General features: G+C 57.6%; 18 protein-coding genes. 6 read left to right on the top strand and 12 right to left on the bottom strand.

What is annotated here, in order from left to right:
* Window positions 1–728 precede the first annotated feature (728 nt).
* Both FH08_RS0132415 and FH08_RS0132410 read left to right on the top strand, forming a co-directional pair.
* Window positions 729–1538: an enoyl-CoA hydratase/isomerase family protein gene (locus tag FH08_RS0132415; RefSeq protein ID WP_031362351.1), complete on the top strand. Its 810-nt coding sequence runs from the start codon at window positions 729–731 to the stop codon at window positions 1536–1538.
* Window positions 1539–1793: 255 nt separating this feature from the next.
* On the top strand, window positions 1794–3758 hold the full coding sequence (locus FH08_RS0132410) for an AMP-binding protein (RefSeq protein ID WP_031362350.1): 1965 nt from the start codon (window positions 1794–1796) through the stop codon (window positions 3756–3758).
* Between the two features lie 648 nt (window positions 3759–4406).
* On the opposite strand, the gene FH08_RS0132400 is transcribed toward FH08_RS0132410, so the two are convergent.
* The 10 genes from FH08_RS0132400 to FH08_RS0132355 form a co-directional block, all read right to left on the bottom strand.
* Window positions 4407–5594: a CaiB/BaiF CoA transferase family protein gene (locus FH08_RS0132400; protein ID WP_051888706.1), complete on the bottom strand. Its 1188-nt coding sequence runs from the start codon at window positions 5592–5594 to the stop codon at window positions 4407–4409.
* Between the two features lie 134 nt (window positions 5595–5728).
* Window positions 5729–7309: an AMP-binding protein gene (locus FH08_RS0132395; protein WP_075583406.1), complete on the bottom strand. Its 1581-nt coding sequence runs from the start codon at window positions 7307–7309 to the stop codon at window positions 5729–5731.
* Window positions 7310–7417: 108 nt separating this feature from the next.
* Window positions 7418–8143 (bottom strand): ABC transporter ATP-binding protein, encoded by a 726-nt coding sequence (locus tag FH08_RS0132390; protein WP_031362346.1) that lies wholly within the window; start codon window positions 8141–8143, stop codon window positions 7418–7420.
* A complete protein-coding gene (locus tag FH08_RS0132385; RefSeq protein ID WP_160172522.1) occupies window positions 8130–8795 on the bottom strand; it encodes an ABC transporter ATP-binding protein in 666 nt (221 codons plus the stop codon). Before FH08_RS0132385 ends, FH08_RS0132390 begins: the two co-directional genes overlap by 14 nt.
* A gap of 65 nt (window positions 8796–8860) precedes the next feature.
* The gene (locus FH08_RS0132380; RefSeq protein ID WP_051888704.1) at window positions 8861–9880 is read right to left on the bottom strand and encodes a branched-chain amino acid ABC transporter permease; all 1020 of its coding nucleotides are present in this window, start codon (window positions 9878–9880) and stop codon (window positions 8861–8863) included.
* Entirely contained in the window at window positions 9877–10734 is an 858-nt protein-coding gene (locus tag FH08_RS0132375; RefSeq protein WP_031362343.1) for a branched-chain amino acid ABC transporter permease, read from the bottom strand. The genes FH08_RS0132380 and FH08_RS0132375 overlap by 4 nt, the downstream gene beginning before the upstream one ends.
* A 72-nt stretch (window positions 10735–10806) precedes the next feature.
* Entirely contained in the window at window positions 10807–12036 is a 1230-nt protein-coding gene (locus tag FH08_RS0132370) for an ABC transporter substrate-binding protein (protein ID WP_031362342.1), read from the bottom strand.
* A 206-nt stretch (window positions 12037–12242) separates the two neighbouring features.
* Window positions 12243–13409 (bottom strand): NADH:flavin oxidoreductase/NADH oxidase, encoded by a 1167-nt coding sequence (locus tag FH08_RS0132365; RefSeq protein ID WP_031362341.1) that lies wholly within the window; start codon window positions 13407–13409, stop codon window positions 12243–12245.
* Window positions 13409–14116, bottom strand: coding sequence for an EthD domain-containing protein (locus tag FH08_RS0132360; RefSeq protein ID WP_031362340.1), 708 nt, complete (start codon window positions 14114–14116; stop codon window positions 13409–13411). Before FH08_RS0132360 ends, FH08_RS0132365 begins: the two co-directional genes overlap by 1 nt.
* Window positions 14117–14560: 444 nt before the next feature.
* Window positions 14561–15337, bottom strand: a complete 777-nt coding sequence (locus tag FH08_RS0132355; RefSeq protein ID WP_031362339.1) for an enoyl-CoA hydratase/isomerase family protein — start codon at window positions 15335–15337, stop codon at window positions 14561–14563.
* A 381-nt stretch (window positions 15338–15718) separates the two neighbouring features.
* Between FH08_RS0132355 and FH08_RS53030 the strand changes: the two genes are divergently transcribed.
* Complete coding sequence (locus tag FH08_RS53030) at window positions 15719–16126, top strand: Zn-ribbon domain-containing OB-fold protein (RefSeq protein ID WP_031362338.1); 408 nt, start codon at window positions 15719–15721, stop codon at window positions 16124–16126.
* 12 nt (window positions 16127–16138) lie between these two features.
* Window positions 16139–17302 (top strand): thiolase family protein, encoded by a 1164-nt coding sequence (locus tag FH08_RS0132345; protein ID WP_031362337.1) that lies wholly within the window; start codon window positions 16139–16141, stop codon window positions 17300–17302.
* Between the two features lie 62 nt (window positions 17303–17364).
* On the opposite strand, the gene FH08_RS48735 is transcribed toward FH08_RS0132345, so the two are convergent.
* Window positions 17365–18171 (bottom strand): enoyl-CoA hydratase/isomerase family protein, encoded by an 807-nt coding sequence (locus FH08_RS48735; RefSeq protein WP_051888703.1) that lies wholly within the window; start codon window positions 18169–18171, stop codon window positions 17365–17367.
* 13 nt (window positions 18172–18184) lie between these two features.
* On the bottom strand, window positions 18185–19339 hold the full coding sequence (locus tag FH08_RS0132335; RefSeq protein WP_031362335.1) for an acyl-CoA dehydrogenase family protein: 1155 nt from the start codon (window positions 19337–19339) through the stop codon (window positions 18185–18187).
* Window positions 19340–19851: 512 nt separating this feature from the next.
* Here FH08_RS0132335 and FH08_RS0132330 point away from each other — a divergent pair.
* Together FH08_RS0132330 and FH08_RS0132325 are read left to right on the top strand one after the other, a co-directional pair.
* A complete protein-coding gene (locus FH08_RS0132330) occupies window positions 19852–21459 on the top strand; it encodes an acyl-CoA carboxylase subunit beta (protein ID WP_031362334.1) in 1608 nt (535 codons plus the stop codon).
* Complete coding sequence (locus tag FH08_RS0132325) at window positions 21456–23468, top strand: acetyl/propionyl/methylcrotonyl-CoA carboxylase subunit alpha (protein ID WP_326928991.1); 2013 nt, start codon at window positions 21456–21458, stop codon at window positions 23466–23468. The genes FH08_RS0132330 and FH08_RS0132325 overlap by 4 nt, the downstream gene beginning before the upstream one ends.
* Window positions 23469–23506 lie beyond the last annotated feature (38 nt).

Raw genomic sequence — 23506 nt, 5'->3', positions numbered from 1 at the left:
CAAGAATCCTCTCCTGTGACAGGTTGAAGTTCGATCAGCATCTGATTGCGTTCGACCACCTCGCCCTCCCGGCATCCAACGGTGGTGATGTGACGACCATTCGTGCCGCCACACGCCAAACATGCTGCAGACAGTTGTAACCACGACATCTTGCTGATCACGGCAGCTCGTCAGCACCAGCGAGAAAACCATCTGATTGCCCAATAATACTAAAAAACCACCGCGTCGGTCTATTAATGTTTACCGCGATACCGACGCACTTCTCACAGGTATTTGTTGCCGACCATTGGCGCCCAGAAGGCGGCGCGGAGGAACCCTCTAATGAACGCTGCTTCGTCCAGCTCTCCGAAGGCTCGGCAATCCGTTAAACCGCGGGTCTAATTCGCTCGGACCTTATCTCAAGATCGATGTGGTCTGCCCCGATTTCTGCAGGGCACGCTGGGCGGAGGACATCTGCGGAGTTCGCATGGCAGTTCCCGCTACTCAATCGGGCATTTTGCCGAGTGAGCTTCCATGAGGAGGCAAAGCATTGACACCTTGAGCGCCGGTCGTTAACATGAAAATAAAAAGACCGACATGTCGGTTATACGTGGATGATGGATGATGCTTTGATCATGTCGGTTGCACAAGGTCGCAACCGCCAGGACCGACAAAATCAAGATCATGATGTCCAGGCGACTTCTTAGACATTGGATCTTGTTTGAAAACCCCGACAATCTGGAGTAGACATGCAGCCCAATTACGATCGCTATAAAAGCCTGAAATTTGACCGTCCGCATCCGCGTGTGATCCGCATCACGTTGACGTCTCAGATGAAATTAGGCGTAATGGATCCCGATATGCACCGGGAGCTCTCCGAAGTATGGAGAGACGTGGACGCGGACGAAATGGTCTCGGCGATCATTATCACGGGTCAAGGCAAGACGTTCTCAGCCGGCGGAGATCTGAAACATGAGTTGAAGGTAGCGGTTGACTATGATCTGCGCATGCAGGCGATGAAAGAAACACGCGATCTCGTGTACAACATGCTCCATTGCTCCAAGCCGATTGTGAGTGCAATCCGGGGTTGGGCTGTCGGCGCGGGACTTGCGGCCGGGTTACTTGCGGATGTATCGATTGCCGCTGAAGACGCCAACTTCATGGATGGCCATACCAAAATCGGCGTGGCAGCTGGCGACTGCGCAATGATCATCTGGCCGCTCCTCGTTAGCATGGCGAAGGCAAAATACTATCTGCTCTGCTGCGAACGCCTCACAGGCAAGGAGGCCGAACGCATCGGGCTGGTTTCGCTTACCGTGCCTGATGAAGAGGTCGCTGAAAAGGCCGAACAAGTCGCAGTGTCACTTGCAAACGGTGCACCTGCTGCCATTCGGTGGACTAAGTATTCGCTCAACAGCTGGATCAAAAATGCCGGCCCGATTTTTGACGCGAGCGTCGCCTACGAGTTCATGGGTTTCGCGGGGCGAGAGGGCCTCGAAGGCATGAGTGCGTTCCTCGAAAAGCGGCCGCCCGAATTTCCCGCCCAAACGGTCATTTAAATGGCCCGGCGGCCTGCCATGTCGATGCGTATTGTGGCGGCCGCCCATAAGGCTCACGAGACGGTTCTATTGACATGGTGCCTCTCGTAAGCAGCTTTTGTCGGGATCAACCATCGCCGTGGATGGGAAAGCCGATGTTAGCTAACCCTGCCGGGTGAGCGTAGCGTCAAAGGCACGAAACGACAACCTGACGGCTGCACCGACCATTGGCAGCTGATAGCGCTCCATGACTCAACTGTGAACAGGTGTGAATTTATGAATAAATTTCGGGAACAGGATGTCTGGTATCCGTCGGCGCAGGTCAGCGATAGTTGCAATCTGACGGACCTGATCCGCCGAATGAGGCTGCCTGACTATGACGCGTTCTTAAAGGAATCGGTTGAGAATCCCGAAGCCTATTGGAACGAGACGCTTAGACACATGAACATCGCTTTCGACCCGGCACCCACAGCGTTCATGAACACAGAGGAAGGACCCATGTGGGCGCGCTTCTTCCCCGGTGCGGGATTCAATGTCGCTATGGCGTGCCTGCGTCCCCCCCCGGGGCAGGATGGTCTGGAGCAGCCGGCGATACTTGCCGAAGATGAAGAAGGAGTGTGCACGTCCGTTAGTTACCGTGAGTTATCTTCACGGACTGAGGCATTAGCGGCCGGACTAGCTTCAATTGGAATCAAAAAGGGTGATCGCGTCGGATTGCTCTTCCCAAGTTCGGCAGAAGCGGTGATTTCATTGCTTGCTGTTTGCTACATTGGCGGCATCGTTGTTCCTCTCTACAGCGGATTCGGGGCAGACGCGGTGTCGCGCCGAATGGTCGATAGTGGCGCCAAGGTGCTTATCGCCGCCGACGGCTTCATGCGCAAAGGGCGGCACGTACCGCTCGCCAAGGTCGCTGCTGAAGCCTTATCGGGAATACCGTCTTGTCAACTCGTCCTCGCATACGATGACGTCACTAACCCGCCGGCTTTCCCCCACGTCCGATGGCAGGACCTTGCCGCATCGACAGCGCACATCGACCCGGTCCGTACCCAGGCCGATGATCCCTGCATGATCATCTACACGTCCGGAACGTCGGGCAAACCGAAGGGTGCAGTTCACCGCCACGCGGGATTTCCACTTCGTGTGGCGCAGGACACTGCGTTTGTGTTCGATTTCAAACGCGGTGATCGCTTTTTTTGGCCGAGCGACATGGGATGGATGGTCGGTCCGTATTCCACCTTTGCGGCGCTGCTTCTCAAGGGAGCCCTGGTCTTGTACAGCGGCGCGCCGGACTGGCCGGATATGGGCCGGCTTCGGGCTACGGCAGTGCGTCAGAGGGTCACACACTTCGGCACGGCGCCAACAGCGATCCGCGGCATGGCTGGCGCTGAGTCCGAGGTGCTCGTTGGTCCAGCGCCTGACATACGGGTGCTCATGACAGGTGGTGAGCCTATCGATGAGGACGCGCACGCCTGGCTGTTTCACCGCTTCGGGGAGGCGAAGCTGCCGGTGATCAATTACACGGGCGGCACTGAATGTTCCGGCGCGATTCTCACCAATGTCTTATTGCGCCCCATAGCGCCATGCCGGTTCAATAGTACGGCCCCTGGCGTTAGTGGCTGCGTTGTCGACAGCCATGGCGAGCGGCTCGTCGGCAGCGCTGGCGAGCTGGCAATCCGTGGTCCTTTCAACGGCATGACGGCTGGGTTCTGGAACGATCCGGAGCGGTACGTCGAAACATACTGGTCAAGCATTCCCGGCATGTGGACGCATGGAGACCTCGCCATTCAGGATGACGACGGTCAATATCTGCTTCTCGGCCGCTCCGACGATGTCATGAAGATTTCCGGAAGGCGCGTCGGTCCATCGGAAATCGAGGGAAGCGTGATCGACGGGCGCATGGTGATCGATGCAGTTGCTTTCAGTGTGCCGGATCCAAAAACCGGCGAAGCAATGATTATCTTTGCGGTACCCGGCCCGGAGGCTGAGGGTGCTCAAGACGGCAGTGTCGAGCGATATATCCGCCAGGCCCTAGTCGACAAAATGGGCGCGTCCTACCGGCCGCATGCGGTGCTGACGCTGTCCCAGTTGATTAAGACGCGCAATGGGAAGCTGGTTCGGCGCCTCGCCAGACAGGCTTGGCTCGGCGAGCCGCCAGGCGACCTCAGCGCGGTCGAAAATCCAGCTGTGTTCGACCAGATCAGCGCACTTTGCACTCAAATGCGCACAAACGCTAAAGCGTGAGAAATCGGGTGACCTGCTGAATACAAAACCGGACGCCGCGCGTTGCACGCGCCGGACCGAGAGCTCGCGGACGAGGTTGCTATCGTGGACCGTGCGTTGCTCGGTCAGTGACTCTTCGGTGATTCTTTTGCTTCATGCAAGGTGAGGGACATGCCCAGCTTTGCGCAGCATGACAGCCAAGGGGAAGGGCGATAACGCGGATTGCCCTGAGGGCGTGACCAGACTCGATTGGTTGCGATTACGCTTCGCGACGAACTCGGTCGAATCGCGTATCACAATAACGGGCGCATCATTGAAGGCGAAAGGGATGCGCTGCATCGCGAAAGGCCGCCAGCGTGGTGGGCTTGTAAAGATCGTGCGACGGGTGGAGTTCGACGCGAAGGCGACGCGTTTATTAAAGGCTCGGCCGTGATGCACCCCAGGCGTCCTTCATCCAACCTTTTTTAGAAGTCCGACGGTGGTCGAAATCATTGTTACCCTCGGACACTTCATATGCCGTGGCCACCGGTAGCGGCACATCTGCTAACGCAGATCACGAAGAAACAGCAATGGCCCATCCGACACTGCGACGTAGCGCTCGCGGGGGAACGAGACATTATCGAGAATAACTGTCAGCTAGTGTCTTTCGAATTGCTTGTGCGAACTATGTCAATCCGCGCCGCTGACGTAGACTGCGTGCTCCAAGATCAACTGATCGATGCCTTTCTGGTCCATACCTAGCCCTGCAAGCAGGGCTACGGTGTGTGCGCCCACTTTCGGAATGTCCGGCGAGGCGCGAGATGGTGTGCGATCAAAACGCGGCGCGGGCGCCGGTTGCATTTTGTCGTTGATATTCACGAAGGTCTGGCGCGCGATGTTGTGGGGATGCTCAGGGGCCTCGCGCAGGCTCAGTACAGGCGAGAAGCAAACGTCGGTTCCTTCCATGAGCTCGCACCATTCGGCTCGCGATCGGGTCTTGAATATCTCTCCCAGGCGCTCTCGCAAAGTAGGCCAGGCCGAGCTGTTGTGCTGATCGTCGAATTCAGGCATGCGGACGCCGCATTTGTCTAGCAGCAATCTATAGAATTGAGGCTCGATCGAGCCGATTGCGATAAAGCGTCCATCTGCACATTCGTACGCCCCGTAGAAGTGTGCGCTGCCGTCCAGGAAATTGGTGTGTCTCGAATCGCGCCACGCGCCTTGCGCGAACATGCTGTAGAAGGGCGTCATTAGCATTGCGGCACCGTCCGTCATGGCGGCGTCGATTACCTGACCTTGGCCGGAGCGCTGGCGTGCCTGCAGCGCCGCAAGCAAACCGACCAATAGCATCATTGCACCGCCGCCGTAGTCGCCGACGAGGTTGAGGGGAGGGGACGGGGGGCAATCAGAGCGTCCCATTGCGTGCAGTGCGCCCGCGAGCGCTATGTAGTTGATATCATGCCCCGCCGCGCGCGAGAGCGGCCCGCTTTGCCCCCATCCCGTCATCCGTCCGTACACCAGGCCTGGATTCCGGGCACAACAAATCGCCGGTCCTAACCCGAGCTTTTCCATGACGCCGGGGCGAAAGCCCTCCAGCAACACGTCAGCATCGTCGATCAGACGCAATGCCGTGTCGATGCCTTTCGGGTTTTTGAGGTCTATCGCAATCGAAAGTCGTCCCCGGTTCTCAAATCCGGCGGTCGCGGTGTCATCCGTGGCGGAAAGTGGGATGCGATCGATCCGGATGACACGTGCGCCCATATCTGCGAGCACCATTCCAGCGAATGGCACCGGACCGATTGCTGCCACTTCGATAACTTTTAGACCCGAAAGTGCTCCCTCGTTTTTCGCATCTTCTTTGTTTTGTCCAGACACCATATGAGTTATCTCGGTGGATTGTTTTTAAAAGAGATCGATGAAGCCTGTCGTGTGGAATTTCCGAAGATACGTGAAGTTAAAACGATGCCGACACGCGTGACCCGAAGATATTTTCGGGTCACGCGCGATTTCGTTCATCCTCGCTTCGAGCGGCCGCGCGGTCCAGCGTCCCAAGTTAATTCGTCTATCCCGATCTCGCGCAAGGCGCTCTTCTGCACCTTCGCCGTCGCGGTCTTCGGTAGTTCTGCAACGATGCGGTAGTAGCGCGGGACGGCGTAGTAGGGAAGCTGGCTTTCGCAATGCTTGAGCAACTGCGCCGGATCTACGGACAGGTCCGGATCCAGCACAATAGAAGCCATGACCTCGTCTTCCGCGAGTTCGGCAGGTACCGGGTATACCGCGACCTCCGCCACCGAGGGATGGCTCATCAAAGCGCTTTCGACCTCAAACGAAGAGATGTTCTCGCCGAATCGGCGCATCGCGTCCTTCTTCCGGTCGATGAACGCGTACCATCCGTCCGAGTCGCGCCGCAAGTAGTCACCCGTGTGAAACCAGAGGTCACGCCAAGCGACGAGCGTGGCCTCCGCGTTACGCCAATAGCCCATTTGCATGACGTTGGGTCGACGAGGCCGGACCAGTAACTCCCCGATTACTCCGTCGGGTACAGGATCGCCGTCATCGTCTGCTACCACGCATTCCCAGATTGGATTTTCAATTCCGCACTTTCCAGGGCGACCCGGAATATCGTGTGGCACGCCGATCACCACTCCCAAGTCCGTCAGGCCGTAGAGAGAGGTGAGCTTGATGCCGAAGCGTTCTTGAAACTCTTGAAACCGGTCGTCCGGCATCGGCACTGCCAACGCGATCCTGGCTGTCGTTGTCGAGTCCGTCTCGGCGGGTTGCTGATTCAGCAGGATCGGCACCATGGAGCCGAGCAGCGATAGAACTGTAGCGCCTTGAGCGCGGACCGTCTTCCAGAAGGCCGAAGCAGAGAACCTCGGGGCAAAAACCGCGAGGGCTCCCGCGCGAAGGGCAGGGATCAGCGTGCAGAACACCGAATTGCCATGGAAAAGCGGGAGGCAATTGAAGGCCACATCATTTGCCGTGTAGCCGAAAAGCCAATCGTTGGACTCCGCAAAGGCGATTGTCATGTCGTTGCTGTACATGATTCCCTTCGACGGCCCCGTGGTGCCCGAGGTGTAACTTATCATAGCGAGCTCAGTGGGCCCGCTTGGCCGTGGGGATACAAACGGCATTGAAGTGCCGCCGGCGCGCAGACTCGAGAAATCGGAGTGGCTGTCGACGTTCATGACCCTCGGATCATCGGTGTTCAAACAATCGCCAAGGGCAATGGCCGTGACGTTATCGCAAACAATGACCTTCGGTTCCAACTCGGTGATAGGGTGTCGCAGTGTCCCGCCACGCAGGCTGATGTTCAGCGGTGCAGGAACGGCTCCGAGCCAAGCAGCGGCGAAGAACGCCCAAAGGAACTCGACACGATTCTCACACAGGATTGCCACGCGATCGCCCTTCTGCACTCCCATTCTATCGAACACACTCGCAAGCCGCCCTGTCTGCAATAACAAATCCTTCGCAGTATGGTCTCCTCCGTCTGTAAAGCGCACTGCGCATTGATCACCGCGCAAAGCCGCAGCGCGCGTAAGCGAGCCGAGAAAACTACGGTCATCTACATGAAGATCAAGATCTAATGTCATCAATTCACCTTTGTTGATTCTCGATATTTATCCACCGACGTCTGCAACTACTGCATTCCACCGCCTTGTCAGATGGACTTCACCGGACCGGCACTTTGTAAAGGCCGGCTATGAGGCTGGTTCGGCCTGACCGAGATATACCGATCGCAGAACATCGCTGCCTGCAAGTTCCGAGGGGGTACCTTGCGCGACGATCGCCCCCCGCGCCATCAGGTAGACGCGATCTGCCACCGCAAGTGCGAGCCCGGCGTTTTGCTCGACAAGCAAAACGGCCATCCGCTGCGTCTGTTGCACCATTTTGATGGTGTCGTGCACGGTACGAACCATTTGCGGGGCGAGTCCGAGCGAGGGCTCGTCGAGCAAGAGAAGCTTCGGCTTGCTCATGAGCGCACGCCCCATCGCCAGCATCTGTTGCTGCCCTCCGCTCAGTGTGCTACCGGGATCCGCAGCCTTCTCTCTAAGGATCGGGAAGCGATTGAAGTTCGCTTCAACCTCCGCCTCTAGTTCAACCGCGGGTGGGTTGACGGCGTACGCGCCAATCTCGAGGTTCTCGCGCACCGTCATCGGACCAAAGATCCGCCGCCCCTCAGGCACGTAGCCAAGCCCACGGCGATTGCGAGCGTGAGGGGGCAGCGTGGTAATGTCCTCCCCGTCGAGAATCACCTTCCCCGAAAGCAGGGGTAACAAACCCATCGTGGCCCTGAGCAAGCTGGTCTTGCCGGCGCCGTTAGAGCCAAGGATCACCACGATCTCCGCGTCCGCAATTTCTATAGACACATCGTGATGGACTGGCGTCGACCCGATCCGGGTATACATTCCGTTAATGATCAGCATCGCTACGCATGTCTCCGGTAAGGTATATATCGAGTACCGACTGATTGCTCCGAATCTCTGCGGGCGTACCTATCGCGATCAGGTTGCCGAAGTTGAGCACCGCGATACGGTCGCAGGCCGGCATGATTAGGTTCATGTCGTGATCGATGATGCCGATGCCGATCTCGTGCGTTGCCCGGATGTCCTTGATAAGTCGCAGAAAGCGGCTAACTTCTGCTTGATTCAGCCCTGCGGCGGGCTCATCCAGCAGCAACAGCGCGGGCTTGGTGAGCAGTCCCAGCGCGACGCCGAGAATTTTCTGGTGGCCATACGGGAGTGAGCGGCACGATTCGTTTGTGAACTTGGTGAGGCCGGCAATTTCAGCGACCTCTGCGATGCTTCTACCGCCTCGCTTTCTTGCCGTCCAATGGGCGAATTCCATACTCTCGCGCACCGTCAGTTCGGGGAAAACTGATGCGCTCTGGTAAGTTCTAACGATGCCTAATGACGCCACGCGATACGGCGGCAGGCCGTCAATGCGTTGCCCGGCCCAGGTAATCTCGCCCTGGGTCGGTCGCCGTTCGGCGGACAGCACGTTGAACAAGGTGCTTTTGCCGCTGCCGTTGGGTCCGATCACGCCGACCACCTGATTCGCGGGGAAGTCGAGGCTCACGTTGTTGAGCGCCGTGACACCACCGAATCGCATCGTGACATTGCGGCAGGAGAGAATTTGCTCGTTCATGATGTAGTCGACAAAATGGAGGGCTTTTTCTTTCGCCAGGCACGCTTGACCAAGCTTGCAAACAATGGCACCAAGCCTTGCGGAGACAACAAGACGATTGCCAACAGGCCCAACCCGTAGAGGATCTCTGTGGTAATCGGGTCAAGGTGGCTGACAAGCGGAAGCAGAAAGAACACCAGCGCACCGATCACTGGTCCAGCAGCGCTTCGCGCGCCGCCGATCAGCAGGATCAGCACGATCTGAATGCCAGCGGATGCACCGAACTGCTCCGGGCCCACGTGCTTCAGGTTGTAGGCGTAGAGAACCCCCGCACCGCCCGCTAGCGCGCCGCTGATCGCGAATGCGGTGAGCCGCATACGTGCCGCGTTTAGCCCCAGCGAGATTGCCAAGCGTTCGTTTTCGCGTACGACGCGAAGGTTGCGGCCGAATGGCGAGCTGCGTAGCCATGCGACGATGAGCGACGCGGCGATGACGGCGACCAATGCAAGATAAAAAAGTTGCCGTAACGAATCGATCTCGCCGACACCGGGCAAGACCACCGGATCGAGCACCATGATGCCTTGGTTACCACCGGTGAGCTCACGTAGATTCACGGTCGAGATTCGCCACAATTCGGCGAAAGCGAAGGTGATGATGAGGAAATAATGACCACGCACTCGCAAAGCGACAGCGCCGATGATTGTCGCGGCGAACGCGGCCGTGACGGCCGCTACTGGCAACGCAGTCCACATTGACAGCACTTGCTCGCGAGCGCCGATTGCGGCTACGTACGCTCCGACGCCGAATAGCGCGCCATTTGCGACCGACATCTGTCCCGCTTCTCCGAATAACAGGCCGAGGCCGATCGCGGCTATTGACCATAGAAATGCCAGCGTGCAGATTTGCATGAACTGACTGTTGATGCCGAGAAGCGGCAGCACGCCCAACACTATGGCCAACGCCACCAGGGACAAGATTTGGGCACGGAGTGTCGAACCCGTCGAGGTTACCGAGGGCTCTGGTGTCTTCTCAATCATGCAATACCTCCACCCTTCAGACCGCTCGGGCGCAACAGCAGAACGATGATCATCGCACCGAATGCGTAGGCACTGGACCAGACCGGCGAAACATAGCCCGACGCGATCGCCTCCACCATGCCGAGGATGACAGCCGCGATTAACGCACCGCTCACGCTGCCCAGGCCACCGACAATGGCTACTGCGAATCCGTTGATTGTGTAGACGCCGCCAGAGAATGGACTCATTGGGAATAGCGAGAGCAGCAACGCCCCCCCCAGTCCGGCCAACGCAGAGCCGATCACGAAGGTGGCGCTTACATACGCCTGCACGGGCACACCCATGGCCGCAGCCGTCTCACGGTCTATGGCGATCGCGCGCAGTGCTCGCCCCCAGCGCGAGCGTGAAAGGAGAACGAGAAGAACCGTCATCACGATTATCGTTATTACCGTGACCGCGATTCTCATTGCGGAGATTCGCACGTCGCCTATTGCGAGGACCTGCTTTAGCGGCGCGTCAATGGCTATCTGATCGCTGCCCCAAATCTTTAGCGCGATGTGTTGCATTGCGATGATCAGTCCCAGGCTCGCAATAAAACCAAGTACAGGCTGCGCCGCCAGTGGTCGAAAGACTGCTCGCTCGACACACCATCCGATCGCTCCCTCGACAATAAACGCGACGAGGCATGCTATTGGAAAGGGAAGTCCCAAAGCAATAGCGGAGGTGGCGACCAGTCCACCTTGCACCAGGAACTCGCCGTGTGCGAAATTCACGATTCCCGTAAGTCCAAACACCAAAGTAATGCCAACCGCCAGCAGTCCGAAAACACTCGCGATCGAGAGCCCATTGACCACTTGTTGCAGTAGTGTTTCCATATACGTATCCTCGATTAAATGAGCAGGAGCGCGGTAGTCCCGAGGTCTCTCTCAGCCACACCGTTCCTTCGTTCAAGGAGACGCAAACTCGCAGGTCGCCTTGCCCTTGCTTAGCAGGCAGAAGTCGAAGCCGCTCTGTGCTCGGTGCCGGTCATCGAACTTGATTAATCCAAGCGTGCCGGAGAAGGGCGTCTTGGCCATGACGGCGGCGATGTCATCAGTGTTATCGGCAGTTCCGGCGATTTGCATGGCGTTCAGCAGCATCCGCGTTCCGTCGTAGTACCAAGCGGCTCCGCCTGCGGACGCTGCGAACTTGGTGTTGGGTCCGAGGTACTTGGCATATCGTTGCCAAAACGCGGCAATGGCAGGCGTGCTCGAACTGTTCCGGCAGAGCGGTCCGCAAGCGACCAGTACATTATCGACGTTGGGAATTCGCTGGATAACATCCGCCGGCTCCGCGCCGAAGGTGAAATAGCTTTTTGCGACGTTGAGTTGCATGGCTTGCTGAAGAATGTTGATGCTGTCGGTAGGAAGCCACCAAACGTTTAGCAAATCAGGCTTCGCGTCGCGAATCTTGGTGAGGTAAGAGGAATAGTCGGTCGTGCCCGGTTCGTACTGAACTTTCGGAAGGACCAAGGTGGCGTGGCTCTGAACAATCGCATCTTCGACGTTCTTGCCGATGTAGTCGCCATTGGAATCATTGCTGACAATCACAGCCTGCCGCATGGGGCTACCCAGGTATTTCATCGACATTTTGATCGTCAGGATCTCTCGCAGGGGCGATGGCGTCTGCATCATGAAAAGATGGCGACGATTACCCGTGGACGGCGCGACGTTTTCTTTGGTCAGCATCGACTGCAATATCGCGGCTGACGACAGCTGTATAACCTTCGCGCGCTGCGTGATTTCCACTACGGAAGCGACTTCGGAACCCGTGGCTGGTCCGACAATAAACTTAATGCCGTTATCGCGGACCAATGACATGGCCGCGGCTACGGAATTATTGACGTCTGACCGGTTGTCGCGCTCAACGACCTGCACCAGGTGACGAACTCCTTTAATCGTTACGCCGCCTTCGGCGTTAGCCTGTTCGGCGGCCATCTTTACGCCGTCAAGCAAGGGCTGACCATATCCGACAAGTGGGCCTGACAGCGCTGAAATGACTCCAATTTTGATTGGCTCACCAGTTGGGGTCGCCGGCACTTGCGCGCATGCCGTTCCTACGACTAATCCGAGGCTCAGGCTGCCCATCAAGTTAGCAACGGAACCGACAAGCGCAGCTTTGCTCCAATAACACTTCACGGCGTCTCCTACCTTTAGTCAGTTATATGTTTCTGCATCTAATAAATAAAGCGTCCGACACGTCGGTATATTTAATCAAATAGCTTTGATTGTCAACGTGCGAAGGTGCTTGCATCGCGCAGATCAGGGAAAGCACTAACGGCGCAGGCCAAGAATGCCGCCCGACCGTAGCGGCTCCCTTGAACGCCTTCATTGATTTGCTACAGCTACGAGATTTTCGACTCAGACCGGATCTTTTCCAATACGCGCTCTCTCTGTCCCAGCCAGACTGCGTATTGTCGAGGCCAGCCTTCAAAAGGAGGACTATCAGCATGCAAGGCACGGCGAGCGTGAAGCGGCCAATTGGGATCAACGAGAGCGACGCGTCCTATGGCCACGAGATCGGCACGATTCAACGTGACGATTTCATTGGCCAAAGCTGGATCAAGAATCAAGCCGACTGCCATGGTTCTGATGTCCGCACTGTTCTTGATCGTCTCGGCAAAAGGAACTTGAAATCCGTAGCCGCGAGATATTCTTAGCGCCCCGGACGAGCGCCCCAGGCCACCCGTCGAACAATCGACGATGTCGATCCCGATGGCCTTGAGTTCGCGTGCTAGCGTGATCGAGTCGTCGATAGACCAGCCGTCGTCCACTGCCGAAATCCGAACGAATACCGGTCGTTCTTGCGGCCACGTTTCCCGGACTACCCGTGCGATCTCAAGCGGATAGCGCATGCGGTTGGCGAGCGATCCGCCATAGAAATCGGTCCTCGTGTTTGTGACTGTCGACAGAAACTGATGGAGCAGATAGCCATGGGCCATGTGAACTTCGAGAATCTCGAAACCCGCTCGAAGCGCGCGCAAGGTGGCCTCGCGCCAGGATGCCGCCATCGAGTCCATTCTCGCCACGGACAACTGCTCTGGCGCCGGCCAGCGATCATCTACCGGGACACTTCCTGCCGACACCGTCTGCCAAGGACTGTCTCCATATTTCTCGTCGGCAGCGGTCAACGGGCCATTGCCAATCCATGGCCGTTGAGAGCTTGCCTTGCGCCCGGCGTGCCCCAGCTGGATTGCAGGCACAACCCCACATTCCTTGCAGAATTCAGCGATGCGTTGCAGCGGAGGGACCTGGCGGTCTTCCCATAAGCCGATGTCCCCTCGGCTCAGTCCGCCGTCCGCTTCGATTGCTGTTGCTTCGACGAAGATGGTGCCTGCTCCGCCAAGAGCTAACTTAGCCAGATGAGCGAAATGCCAGTCGTTCGCCAGGCCGTCGGACGCTGAGTATGTGCACATTGGTGAGATGACGATCCTGTTTGGCAACACAAGGTCGCGTAAACGAAGGGGGGAGAACAGAGCGGGCGCTTGAGACGTTGTCGTCGGATTCACCATTACCTCCAGCGCTCAGCTTGCGCGAGCAGCGTGTGTACGTGATTTCGGGCGACCATGTCGCGCCAGGCTCTCTGGTCCGCCTCCACGGCTTTCTGGAATGCGGTCACTGTCGGCCACCACAGTTCCCTGACTCCTATAAAATCGGGGGCGCGCTGCGTCCGGCTTGAAACGATAGTCGATGGCGTAGTGGGATGACATCGAACGTGACGAAACGCGCCCAGTCGCAGACCGATCGCCTCGTCCTCAGCGGAACACCAGCCGGCTCCCGCGTTAGGTTCGATGAACTGGATGATCTTCACCGATAAAGGGCGGTCTGAGAGGCGCCACTTTCCATTGGCCAGGTCTGCGTTGATGAGCGACTTCTCGGGTTGCGAGGTCAGTACCTCCTCCTCTCCAATGAACAGGCGAGTTGCCTTCAAATCGACAAAGTTCGCCTCGTCTTCGTTTAAGTACGAAGTCATCGTGGGTTCGCTCCGGAAGCCAAGCAGGTCTTCGGCATTGTCGTACCACAATTCAGCGATGGCTTCGAAGCGACGTTGACATTCATTCAGGAAGTGCGTGTCGATCTGATGACACTGAACGTACTCGCGCAACGTGGATATTTGCATCCCCATGGTGCCGTGGGGATGGCGATAGTGATCGTGAAATTCTTGCGCGGGGACGCTATCTTTGCGTGCCATTGCCCCAAAGAGTTTTTTCCTGCTCATGTAACGATCTCCTAAGGAATATCGCTGAGATTTAAAAATAGACCGACGCGACGGAGTAAGATAAGCGACTCTAGGACGGAGACTAATTACTGTCAAGTCGGTACTCGCCCTGCTTCTCGGCAGAGGCGATGGCTACGGAAGATCGCCGAAGCGCCTCAGCAACTTGCTCCCATAGAAGAATTAATTAGCATTACGAATTCTTAAGGCATTTGCAGTTTGACGTGGTGGTAACAATCATGGTGATTCGTTTGCCTTGCGGGATCGCTGCGCTCGCAGCGGGGTCGGTGGCCCCGCATGATTAGGCAGCGCGTCAAGTCCTCTAGACTCTCAGAACCGAGGATGATCCCGGCGGCTTGCAGAGACGCATGAATGCATTTGCGTTATCCGCCCCAGCGAGGCGTTACTTTGGGACGCTAGTTGGGCAGGATTGCCCATCCGCATCGACTAATGTCCAACGAATTTCGGAGCACGTTTTTCGGCGAAAGCGCGCTGCGCTTCTTTGGCATCATCGGTCTTGGCGATCCGCGCAGTCATGTCCTGCTCGTAACGATAACCATCGCGAAGGCTCATGTCCTCGATGACGTTGAGTGTGTGCTTACCCATGCCTGTCGAAACCGGGCTTTTCGAGGCGATTGTGGCCGCGATTTCCAAAGCAGCCGGCATGAGGTCTTCGGGTGCGGTGCAGGCTTCAACGATGCCCAACCTGTATAGCTCGGCGGCCGGGACACGGAGCCCAGTGAGCATCATTCGGCGCACCTTCGAGTGACCGAAGAGGCGCATCGCATGTCGGCAGCCGCCCAGCAGGCCGACATCGACTTCGGGCAGGCCTAACGATGCCTGGTCGGAGGCGACCAGGATGTCGCTAGAAGCGGCCATTGCCAGGCCCGAGCCAAGGGCCGGGCCGTTGATCGCACAAATCACGGGCTTGGCACATTCCCGGATAGCGTGAAAGCACTCACGGGTGCGCCGCGAGTGCGCAAGAAGGTCGCCCGGTCCTTTGATTACGGATGCTCTTCCTTTGAGGTCGGCACCCGCACAAAAAACCTTCCCTTCGCCCGTAAGGATGACGACTCGCACTTCGTCCATTTCGGAGATTCGGTCCATCGCGAGTGTGAGTTCATCGTTGAGTACGCGGGTGAGTGCGTTCACGGGCGGCGCATTGAGTGTCAAGGTTGCGATGAAATCAACGAGGCTGTACTTGAGTTGGGTGAAGTCATTCATGTTGTCTCCTGTTTCAGTGTTCCCGCTTCTACAGTTGGAGCTTCCCGGGGCGGAAGTACCTCTCTGTTTTGCGGCGGACAAGACCAAGTACTACTATAATAGTCCGACACGACGGTCTGTAGGTGATATTCTTTCGAATCCCTATATCCCGAGACCGTCGCTAGCGCTGGGCCAGGCCATGTAGAAATTGGGGAGCCGCTTATATTTCGTCATTTACGTGGCAATGTACTGAGGCATCAAACTTGCTCTCTCGTGCTACCTCGTCTGGCGGCGGATCGGTGCAAGCGCCTGTCCTCGCGATTTCCATGTTGATGGTCGGGTGGGTCCGGCCGCTGCTTTTGCCTGCCTGTGCCGGCGGGGCTCTTAAAAGGAGTGTGTGTCGTGACGAAGGTTAGCGCTCGCGTGTTGCCTGTTTTGACAACCCTCAACACGTCATTTTGGACGACGGGTCGTGAGGGCCATCTATCGATTCTGCGTTGTCAGGACTGCGGCGCGTGGCTTCACCCACCCGCTCCAATCTGCCCGGATTGCCTGGGGCAAAATCTGGCGCCCCAGCCCGTGTCTGGCTCCGGGGTCATCGAATCTTTGACGATCAATCATCAGGCTTGGTCGCCCGGCGACGTCGTCCCTTACACCATCGCAATTGTCAGCCTTGTTGACGTTCCGGATGTCCGATTAACGACGAACATCGTCGGTGCAGACGCGGATACGGTACGTATCGGAACACGGGTTGTTGTGCTTTTCGAAAGACACGACGACGTCTGGATACCATTGTTCACACCGGAATGAGAGGCAACTAGTATGGAATTTTTAGAAAAACGGGCCCTTATCTCTGGCATTGGACAATCGGCAATAGGTCGCCGACTGTCACGCGGTGCACTCGATCTCTCAGTCGAGGCAGGGCTCCGTGCAATCGCCGACGCAGGGCTCGATCGCAGCGATATTGATGGGATCGCAACGGGTTCGGGCTACGCGGTCGCCCCGGGAGCGTCGCCGGTGTTCACGACGGACGTAAAGGAGGCTTTGCGCTTGCGAGTGAACTGGTACGCCGCCGCGTCGGACTCTACGCAGATGTCAGCGCTCATCAATGCGAGTATGGCCGTCGCAACCGGTCAGGCGCGTCACGTCCTCGTCTTCCGGACAGTAACCGAGGCCTCCGCACGTACCGCATTACCGACCTCCGGTCCGGCCCCGCGAGTGGAGGGACCGATGCAGTGGCGCACGCCGTTCGGTGCGTACTCTGCGGCAAACTGGATTGGACTGGTTGCCGCACGGTACGCGCACGAGTTCGGAATGACACGCGAGCAGCTCGCCTGGATTGCGCTTAACGGAAGACGCAACGCGACGCTCACGCCTGAGGCCGTGTACCGTACGCCTTTGACGATGGACGACTACCTGGCAGGGCGGATGATCTCCTCGCCGCTGTGTCTGTTCGACTGCGATGTTCCCGTCGATGGATCGGTGGCAATGGTCGTGTCGCATGTGGACACCGCACGGGACGTGAGGTCGGCTATTCACATTGAGGCTATAAGCGGCCCGCTTTACGGTCGCGACACGTGGGACCAGCAGCCGGATCTCACCCGCTTTGCTGCGGCCGATGCCGCAAAACGCCTGTGGGCTCGAACCGACTTGCGCCCGCAGGACGTGGACGTGGCGCAGCTCTATGATGGGTTCAGTTTCCTGGCGCTTCTTTGGCTAGAGGACATGGGCTTTTGCGGACGGGGCGAAGCGGCTGCTTTTGTCGACGGCGGAGCACGAATCGCGCTAGATGGCGAACTCCCCATCAATACGTCAGGAGGGCAGCTCTCTTTTGGTCGCCTGCATGGAATGGGGCTGGTGCACGAGGCGTGTGTTCAGCTCCGGCAACTAGGTGGCGAGCGTCAGGTACAGGGCGAGCCTCGGGTTGCGCTCGTGACAAACGGCGGTGGGCCCGTTGCCTCGGCGGTTCTCCTGGTCCGGCGATGATGTCGACGGGGTCGTCATAACTGCGCCGCAAATCGCGGCGCAGGCCAAAACGGCGTTGTCGACTATTTGCGGGCCGCCTTCATCTTCAGAAATTCGTTGAGGCGACTCTTATGTTCGTCACTATTCAGGAAATACGTCTGTAGATAGCGTTCGTACATGAGGCACGTCTCAAACTCGGTGGTCTCGCCACGCATCAACACCTGCTTGGTGGCAGTCAACGCGTGTCTCGGCGCTGAGTCACCTACCTGCTTGGCAAGACGACGAGCCTCAGCCTGCAGGTCAGCGTTTGGCACCACATCGAGAAAGAGACCGAAGTCCTTGCCCTCGCGCGCTTCGACACGCCCTCCAGTGAGAAGAAGATGCCTTGCGCGGGTCATGCCGACAAAACGCGGCAAAAGATAAGTACATCCCATATCTGCTGCAGACGCACCCATCCGCCCGAATGCGAACAAGCAATAGGCTTGCTCGGACGCGAGAATCAGATCGCAGGCGAGGGCGAGGGCGGCTCCGCCCCCAACGGCACCTCCGTTCAGGGCGCAGATGACGGGAAGCTCATGATTTCGTATGCGACTGACGGCTCGAACGATATCGCGGAAGCCGTAGTATTGGTCTTCGGGGTCAACGCCCTCCGGATTCACGACCTCGCCTAGTTTCGCTCCTGCGCAGAACACTCGACCTGCTCCCGTCAAGATGATAGTCGAGATGGTTTTGTCGTCTTCTACCTCGTCCAAGGCTGCCAGCAACCCTCGCCCAAGGCTCCAACCGATTGGATTGCTCTCGCTGGCACGGTTTAAAAGAATGGTCGCGACGCCGTCGTGACGCTGCACCAAGACTTCGGGATTTTCGATATTCGTTGAGGCTTGTGTCATTATCGCTCTCGCATCAATTTGAAAGGAGTTCGTCCCAGCGCTTGGCGACCTCTTCCAGCATCACTTCTGTCGCACCGCCGCCGATTGAGTACAGGCGCGCATCCCTGAACATACGTTCAATCGGCGTCCCGGCAAGAAAGCCCGCCCCACCGTGACATTGCAAGCACTGGTACATCACCTCATTCACAAGTTCTCCGCAGTAGGCCTTAGCCATGGAGACTTGCAAAACGGCGGGTTTGCCCTGCGCCATCAGTGAGGCAGCGCTATATACCAGTTGTTTACCTGCTTCTGCGCGCGTCATCAGCATGGCGAGCCGTTGTCGCAACACCTGCCGCTCTATCAACGGGACCCCGAAGGTTTTGCGCTCTCGAACGTACTCGATCGTCAGGCGCAACGCGGTGAAGATTTCTGCGATGTTCAGCGTGGAAAGGATCAGGCGTTCAGTCTGGAAATTTGCCATGACTGCGTAAAAGCCCCGGTGCTCGATTCCAAGCAACTGGGACTCCGGCACGAAGCAATCATCGAAAATTAGCTCAGCGGTGTCGCTCGCACGAAAGCCAAGCTTGTCGAGCTTTCGCCCGACCTTGAAGCCTGGCGTGTTCTTTTCGACAATAAACATGCTGATGCCGTTCGCAGACTTGCTGTTGGGATCCGTGCGCGCCGCAACAAAATACAGGTCCGCATTGACCCCATTCGAGATCCAGAACTTTGTGCCGTTGATCCGCCAGCCGCCGTCCGTACGGGTTGCCTTCGTTCGCATCGCGCTGACGTCGGAACCGGCCTCGACCTCACTGATAGCAATCGCGGTGAGGATGTCGCCCGTAACGATGCCCGGCATGTATTGTGCGAGTTGTGATTCCGTGCCCGCGTGAAGGAGATGCGGTGCAGCCATCAAAGCGTGAACCGTAGCGACGCCTACGACGCCCGCGAATGTACTTCGACCCAACTCCTCAGCGAGAACGACCCAGCCAGAAATATCCATGGCGCTTCCACCATAAGCTTCCGGGAAGCCAATGCCCAAGAAACCGAGCTCCCCCATCCTCTTAATAAACTCACGAGGCACATTCCCTTCGCGTTCCCACTTCTCGCCATTGGGAATGATCTCCGTTTCGACGAAGCGCCTGACCTGTCGACGGAGCATTTCGTGCTCTTCCGAGAATAGCATCATTGATATGTATCCTTTAAATCTTAAATAAGACCGACACGTCGGTATATATACAGTGTACGCATCATCAGTTGACGTTGTCAATTCTCGAACAGGCATCGCGCGAAGCCGTGGGCCGGGGCAACAATGTTCATTGTGGTCGTGATCCGGATCAATAGTACGGATAGCGTATTAACAAGCGGATAGAGAGTGCTTTGGCATAGGGTGGCGACATCAGCGCTCCTGCTTTTTTGGTCAGTCGAGAGGACGCGCGATCAAAAATTAGCGGTAGGAATTGCCAATTTAGAGAGTTGCCCCGCAGGGGCAACGCGTGAAGCGTGACTCAGCGCGGAACTTTGCTTCCAGGTGTTGCATCGTCTGATAGATCCCTCAGGAAGATCGTATAAACATAAATAGACCGACGCGGTGGTTTATAGTATTCTTTTGGCTAGAAGGTTGATCGGCGCGCTCGTGCGTCGCGGCCATCCCGATATACATGTTGCGTTACGCAACCCGTCCGAGTGGGGAATTGTCGAATGGGAACAATACAGTCAATGATGTCGCGTTCGTCGGAAGCTTTTCAGAAAAACGACCGGCATTATCGTGAATTGCTGGATGACTTGCGGGCGCAGCGCCGCGCTGCGATAGAGAGCGGGTCGCCGAGTACCCGGGCTCGGCATGTCGACGCAGGAAAGTTACTTCCGCGGGATCGTGTGCGAGCGCTGCTTGATCTGGGCTCACCTTTTTTGGAGATCGCTCTGCTTGCGGGAGGCGGATCGTCCGGCGCGGCGCCGGTCGGCGCCGGGATCATTACCGGCATTGGCGTCATTTCCGGCAGGCCTTGCATGATCATTGCCAACGACTCGGTCGTAAAGGGTGGGACTTACCACGGCATGACTTCAAAAAAGCATGTCCGTGCCCAGGAAATCGCACAACAGTACCGACTTCCGACGATCACGCTTGTCGATTCGGGCGGCGCCTTTCTTCCCGAAATGCACGAGGTGTTTCCGGTCGAAGGCCGCTACGGGACGGTATTCCATCAAATCGTGCGCCAATCGGCGCAAGGATTGGCGCAGATCGCAGTGGTGCACGGTGCATGCACGGCTGGCGGCGCTTACGTACCTTCGCTTTGCGACCAATCCATTATCGTGCGTAATCAAGGCTACATGTTCCTCGGTGGCCCCGAGATCACTTTCGCTGCTACAGGCGAACGCGTTGATCGTGAAACACTGGGCGGCGCCGCCATGCACTCTAAAGTGAGCGGCGTAACCGACTATTTGGCCGAGAACGACAATCACGCGCTCGCTATGGCGCGTGATCTCGTTTCCATGCTGCCAGTGACTGCGGCTTATGTGCGAGCACCCATTTCCCCTGTGCCGCCGCGCTACGATCCAGAAGAGCTGTATGGCATCGTGAGCGCTGATCCGAGAATTCCCACCGACAGCCGCGAGGTCGTGGCGCGACTTGTCGACGATAGTTGGTTCGACGAGTTTAAGCAGGACTATGGTGAAACGCTGCTGTGTGGTTTTGCACGAATCCTCGGTTTCGAAGTAGGGATCATCGCAAACAACGGCGTGCTGTTCACGGAGAGCTCCCTTAAGGCGACGCATTTCATTGACCTGTGCTGCAAGCGGCAGATTCCACTGATATTCCTCGCCGACATTGCGGGGTTCATGGTGGGGACCGCGGCTGAGCGTAGCGGCATCGCCAAGGCCGGAGCGAAGATGATCACCGCCATGTCGTCCGCCGATGTGCCGAAGTTCAATCTCATAATCGGCGGATCCTACGGCGCCGGTCATCTTGCCATGTGCAGCCGGCATTTCGAGCCAGACCTGGCGCTAGGCTGGCCCAACGGCAAGGCGGCACTGATGGGGCCAGAGCAGGCTGCGGTCACGCTCGCCATGGTTCAGCGGCAAAAGCGTGAGCGCGAAGGCGGAACGTGGTCCGACAGCGAAGAAGAAGCGTTTAAGGAACCGATCAGAAGTCAGTTCGAAACGTTTCAGAGTATCTACAACTTCGCGAGTAATCTCTGGATCGACGACGTCATCGATCCCGTTGAGACTCGGGCCGTAATCGGCCTTGCTCTCGATTTAGCCGCGCGGCAGACCGCCCGCGAAACGCGCTTCGGCGTATTCCGGATGTGAGGTCGCACGTGATAAAAAAACTCTTAATAGCAAATAGAGGCGAGATCGTCTGCCGCATCGATAGGACCTGTCGGCGCATGGGCATTGCGACTGCCACGGTACATTCAAGCGCTGACCGGAACAGTCTGCACGTGCGTACGGTTGGTGAATCGATCGAGATCGGGCCGGCGCCGTCTGCCCAGAGCTATCTTGACATTGAGGCGGTGTTATCTGCAGCGCGTGCAGTCGGGGCCGACGCAATCCATCCGGGAATCGGATTCCTTTCGGAGGATCCAGCCTTCTCTGATGCGGTGACAAATGCGGGATTGCTGTTCATCGGTCCATCGGGCGATCTTCTGCGTCGTTTCGGCGATAAATGGGCTGCAAAACACGAAGCCCGGCTTGCCGGCGTCCCCGTCATTGGCGGCAGCGAAGGCAGCTCGGGAGACCCCGCGGAACTAGAGCGCCTGATCAGAGAAGAGCTGCGCTTGCCGGTCGTTCTAAAAGCCGTCGCCGGCGGAGGAGGCCGCGGGGTCCGAGTAGTTCGAGAATTAGACGGGCTGGGCGACGTCATCAATTCCGCGATGCGGGAAGCACGCGCATCGTTCGGTCGCGCAGATCTGATCGTCGAGGAATTCATTGGATCAGCTCGCCACATCGAGGTTCAGATTGCTGGAGACGGGCGAGGCAACGCGATACACCTTTTTGAGCGCGAGTGCTCGCTACAACGGCGCTTCCAGAAGGTCGTGGAAGAGGCTCCTGCCATCGGCGTCGATGAAATTCTGAAACAGCGCATCATCAGCGACGCGGTCCGGCTTGCGGAATCTGTTTCGTATGCAAACCTCGGTACGGTCGAATTCCTCGTCGCGGACGGCAAGCACCACTTTCTTGAATGCAATCCGCGGCTGCAGGTGGAGCACACGGTCACCGAGGAAATCACCGGACTTGATCTTGTCGAACTGCAGTTGCGGATCGCCATGGACTCTCGCCTGCCGATCGCGCAGGACGAAGTGAAAAGCAACGGTCACGCGGTGCAGTTGCGGATTTACGCCGAGGATCCAGCCGCCGGATTCGCACCATCTACAGGCGCACTGAGCAGCGTTCGCTTCCCGGATGGACCAAGAGTCGAGACCGGAGTAGAGCCAGGGTCGGTGATTAGCCCCTATTACGACGCAATGATCGCCAAGCTGATCGTGCACGCTTCGACGCGTGAGGCGGCGCTCGAGGGCAGCATTTTGGCACTTCGGCACACGGCTATTGGCGGCGTCGAGACCAACATCCCTTTCCTTCTTCGTCTACTCGAACATCCTACTGTGCAGGCGGGCACTGCCGACAATCGATTCATCGATCGTGAACTCGATTCGCTCAGCGGTCTGCGCACCCCGAGCCGAGACGAAGTCGGCCTAGCAGCCGCGCTCGTCTGGGCATCTCGGACGCGGGATAGACAGCTGGGGCTCTGGTCCTGCGATGGCGAGCTCGCGTGGTGGGCGTACGACGACGGAGCTGCGCCCAGCGGGCCGCCTGCTTTATCTCTTCGCACAGCGGACGATCGAGTATGGCCGGTGATTTTCGGACGCACACATGGTGACAACCTTCGTCTACTGGTCGACGGCGTTGCATTGAACGTGAGCTTCCTCAGGAAGGAGGCGGGTCAGTACGTGGTCGCTCTCGACCAGCGTGTAGTTGTTGTCTCCGCAGACCTGCTCGGTGATGTTATCTCAATTCACGGGCCTTTCGGGCGGCATGTCCTGCATATCGTTCCATTCCTTAAACTGGATGCATCGTCCGCGTCACTTGAGGGAAAACTGCTCGCCCCGATGATGGGCACCATTCTTAAGGTGTGCGTGCAGGTCGGTGACAGGGTGCGCAAGTCCGATGTTCTCGTCGTTGGGGAGTCGATGAAGATGGAGATGTCTCTTGTTGCGAGCATGGACGGCATCGTCACCACCGTTGGATGCCGGGAGGGCGAGGTGGTCGAACGCAATCAGATGCTGATCGAACTTCAACCTGTCACAGGAGAGGATTCTTGAGCGACTTACCAAAATTCGTCACCTTCCACGAGGAAGGT

Source organism: Caballeronia sordidicola, assembly GCF_000729995.1.
GTDB classification, from domain to species: domain Bacteria; phylum Pseudomonadota; class Gammaproteobacteria; order Burkholderiales; family Burkholderiaceae; genus Caballeronia; species Caballeronia sordidicola_A.
The sequence above is the reverse complement of the archived record's forward strand: the minus strand, read 5'-3'. Positions and strand labels throughout refer to the sequence as shown.

What these genes read in the sequence shown, in the direction of transcription:
- FH08_RS0132415 (WP_031362351.1), top strand. Translation starts at nt 729, where the DNA reads ATGCAGCCCAATTACGATCGCTATAAAAGCCTGAAATTTGACCGTCCG.
- FH08_RS0132410 (WP_031362350.1), top strand. Translation starts at nt 1,794, where the DNA reads ATGAATAAATTTCGGGAACAGGATGTCTGGTATCCGTCGGCGCAGGTC.
- FH08_RS0132400 (WP_051888706.1), bottom strand. Translation starts at nt 5,594, where the DNA reads ATGGTGTCTGGACAAAACAAAGAAGATGCGAAAAACGAGGGAGCACTT.
- FH08_RS0132395 (WP_075583406.1), bottom strand. Translation starts at nt 7,309, where the DNA reads ATGACATTAGATCTTGATCTTCATGTAGATGACCGTAGTTTTCTCGGC.
- FH08_RS0132390 (WP_031362346.1), bottom strand. Translation starts at nt 8,143, where the DNA reads ATGCTGATCATTAACGGAATGTATACCCGGATCGGGTCGACGCCAGTC.
- FH08_RS0132380 (WP_051888704.1), bottom strand. Translation starts at nt 9,880, where the DNA reads ATGATTGAGAAGACACCAGAGCCCTCGGTAACCTCGACGGGTTCGACA.
- FH08_RS0132375 (WP_031362343.1), bottom strand. Translation starts at nt 10,734, where the DNA reads ATGGAAACACTACTGCAACAAGTGGTCAATGGGCTCTCGATCGCGAGT.
- FH08_RS0132365 (WP_031362341.1), bottom strand. Translation starts at nt 13,409, where the DNA reads ATGGTGAATCCGACGACAACGTCTCAAGCGCCCGCTCTGTTCTCCCCC.
- FH08_RS0132360 (WP_031362340.1), bottom strand. Translation starts at nt 14,116, where the DNA reads ATGAGCAGGAAAAAACTCTTTGGGGCAATGGCACGCAAAGATAGCGTC.
- FH08_RS0132355 (WP_031362339.1), bottom strand. Translation starts at nt 15,337, where the DNA reads ATGAATGACTTCACCCAACTCAAGTACAGCCTCGTTGATTTCATCGCA.
- FH08_RS0132345 (WP_031362337.1), top strand. Translation starts at nt 16,139, where the DNA reads ATGGAATTTTTAGAAAAACGGGCCCTTATCTCTGGCATTGGACAATCG.
- FH08_RS48735 (WP_051888703.1), bottom strand. Translation starts at nt 18,171, where the DNA reads ATGACACAAGCCTCAACGAATATCGAAAATCCCGAAGTCTTGGTGCAG.
- FH08_RS0132335 (WP_031362335.1), bottom strand. Translation starts at nt 19,339, where the DNA reads ATGATGCTATTCTCGGAAGAGCACGAAATGCTCCGTCGACAGGTCAGG.
- FH08_RS0132330 (WP_031362334.1), top strand. Translation starts at nt 19,852, where the DNA reads ATGGGAACAATACAGTCAATGATGTCGCGTTCGTCGGAAGCTTTTCAG.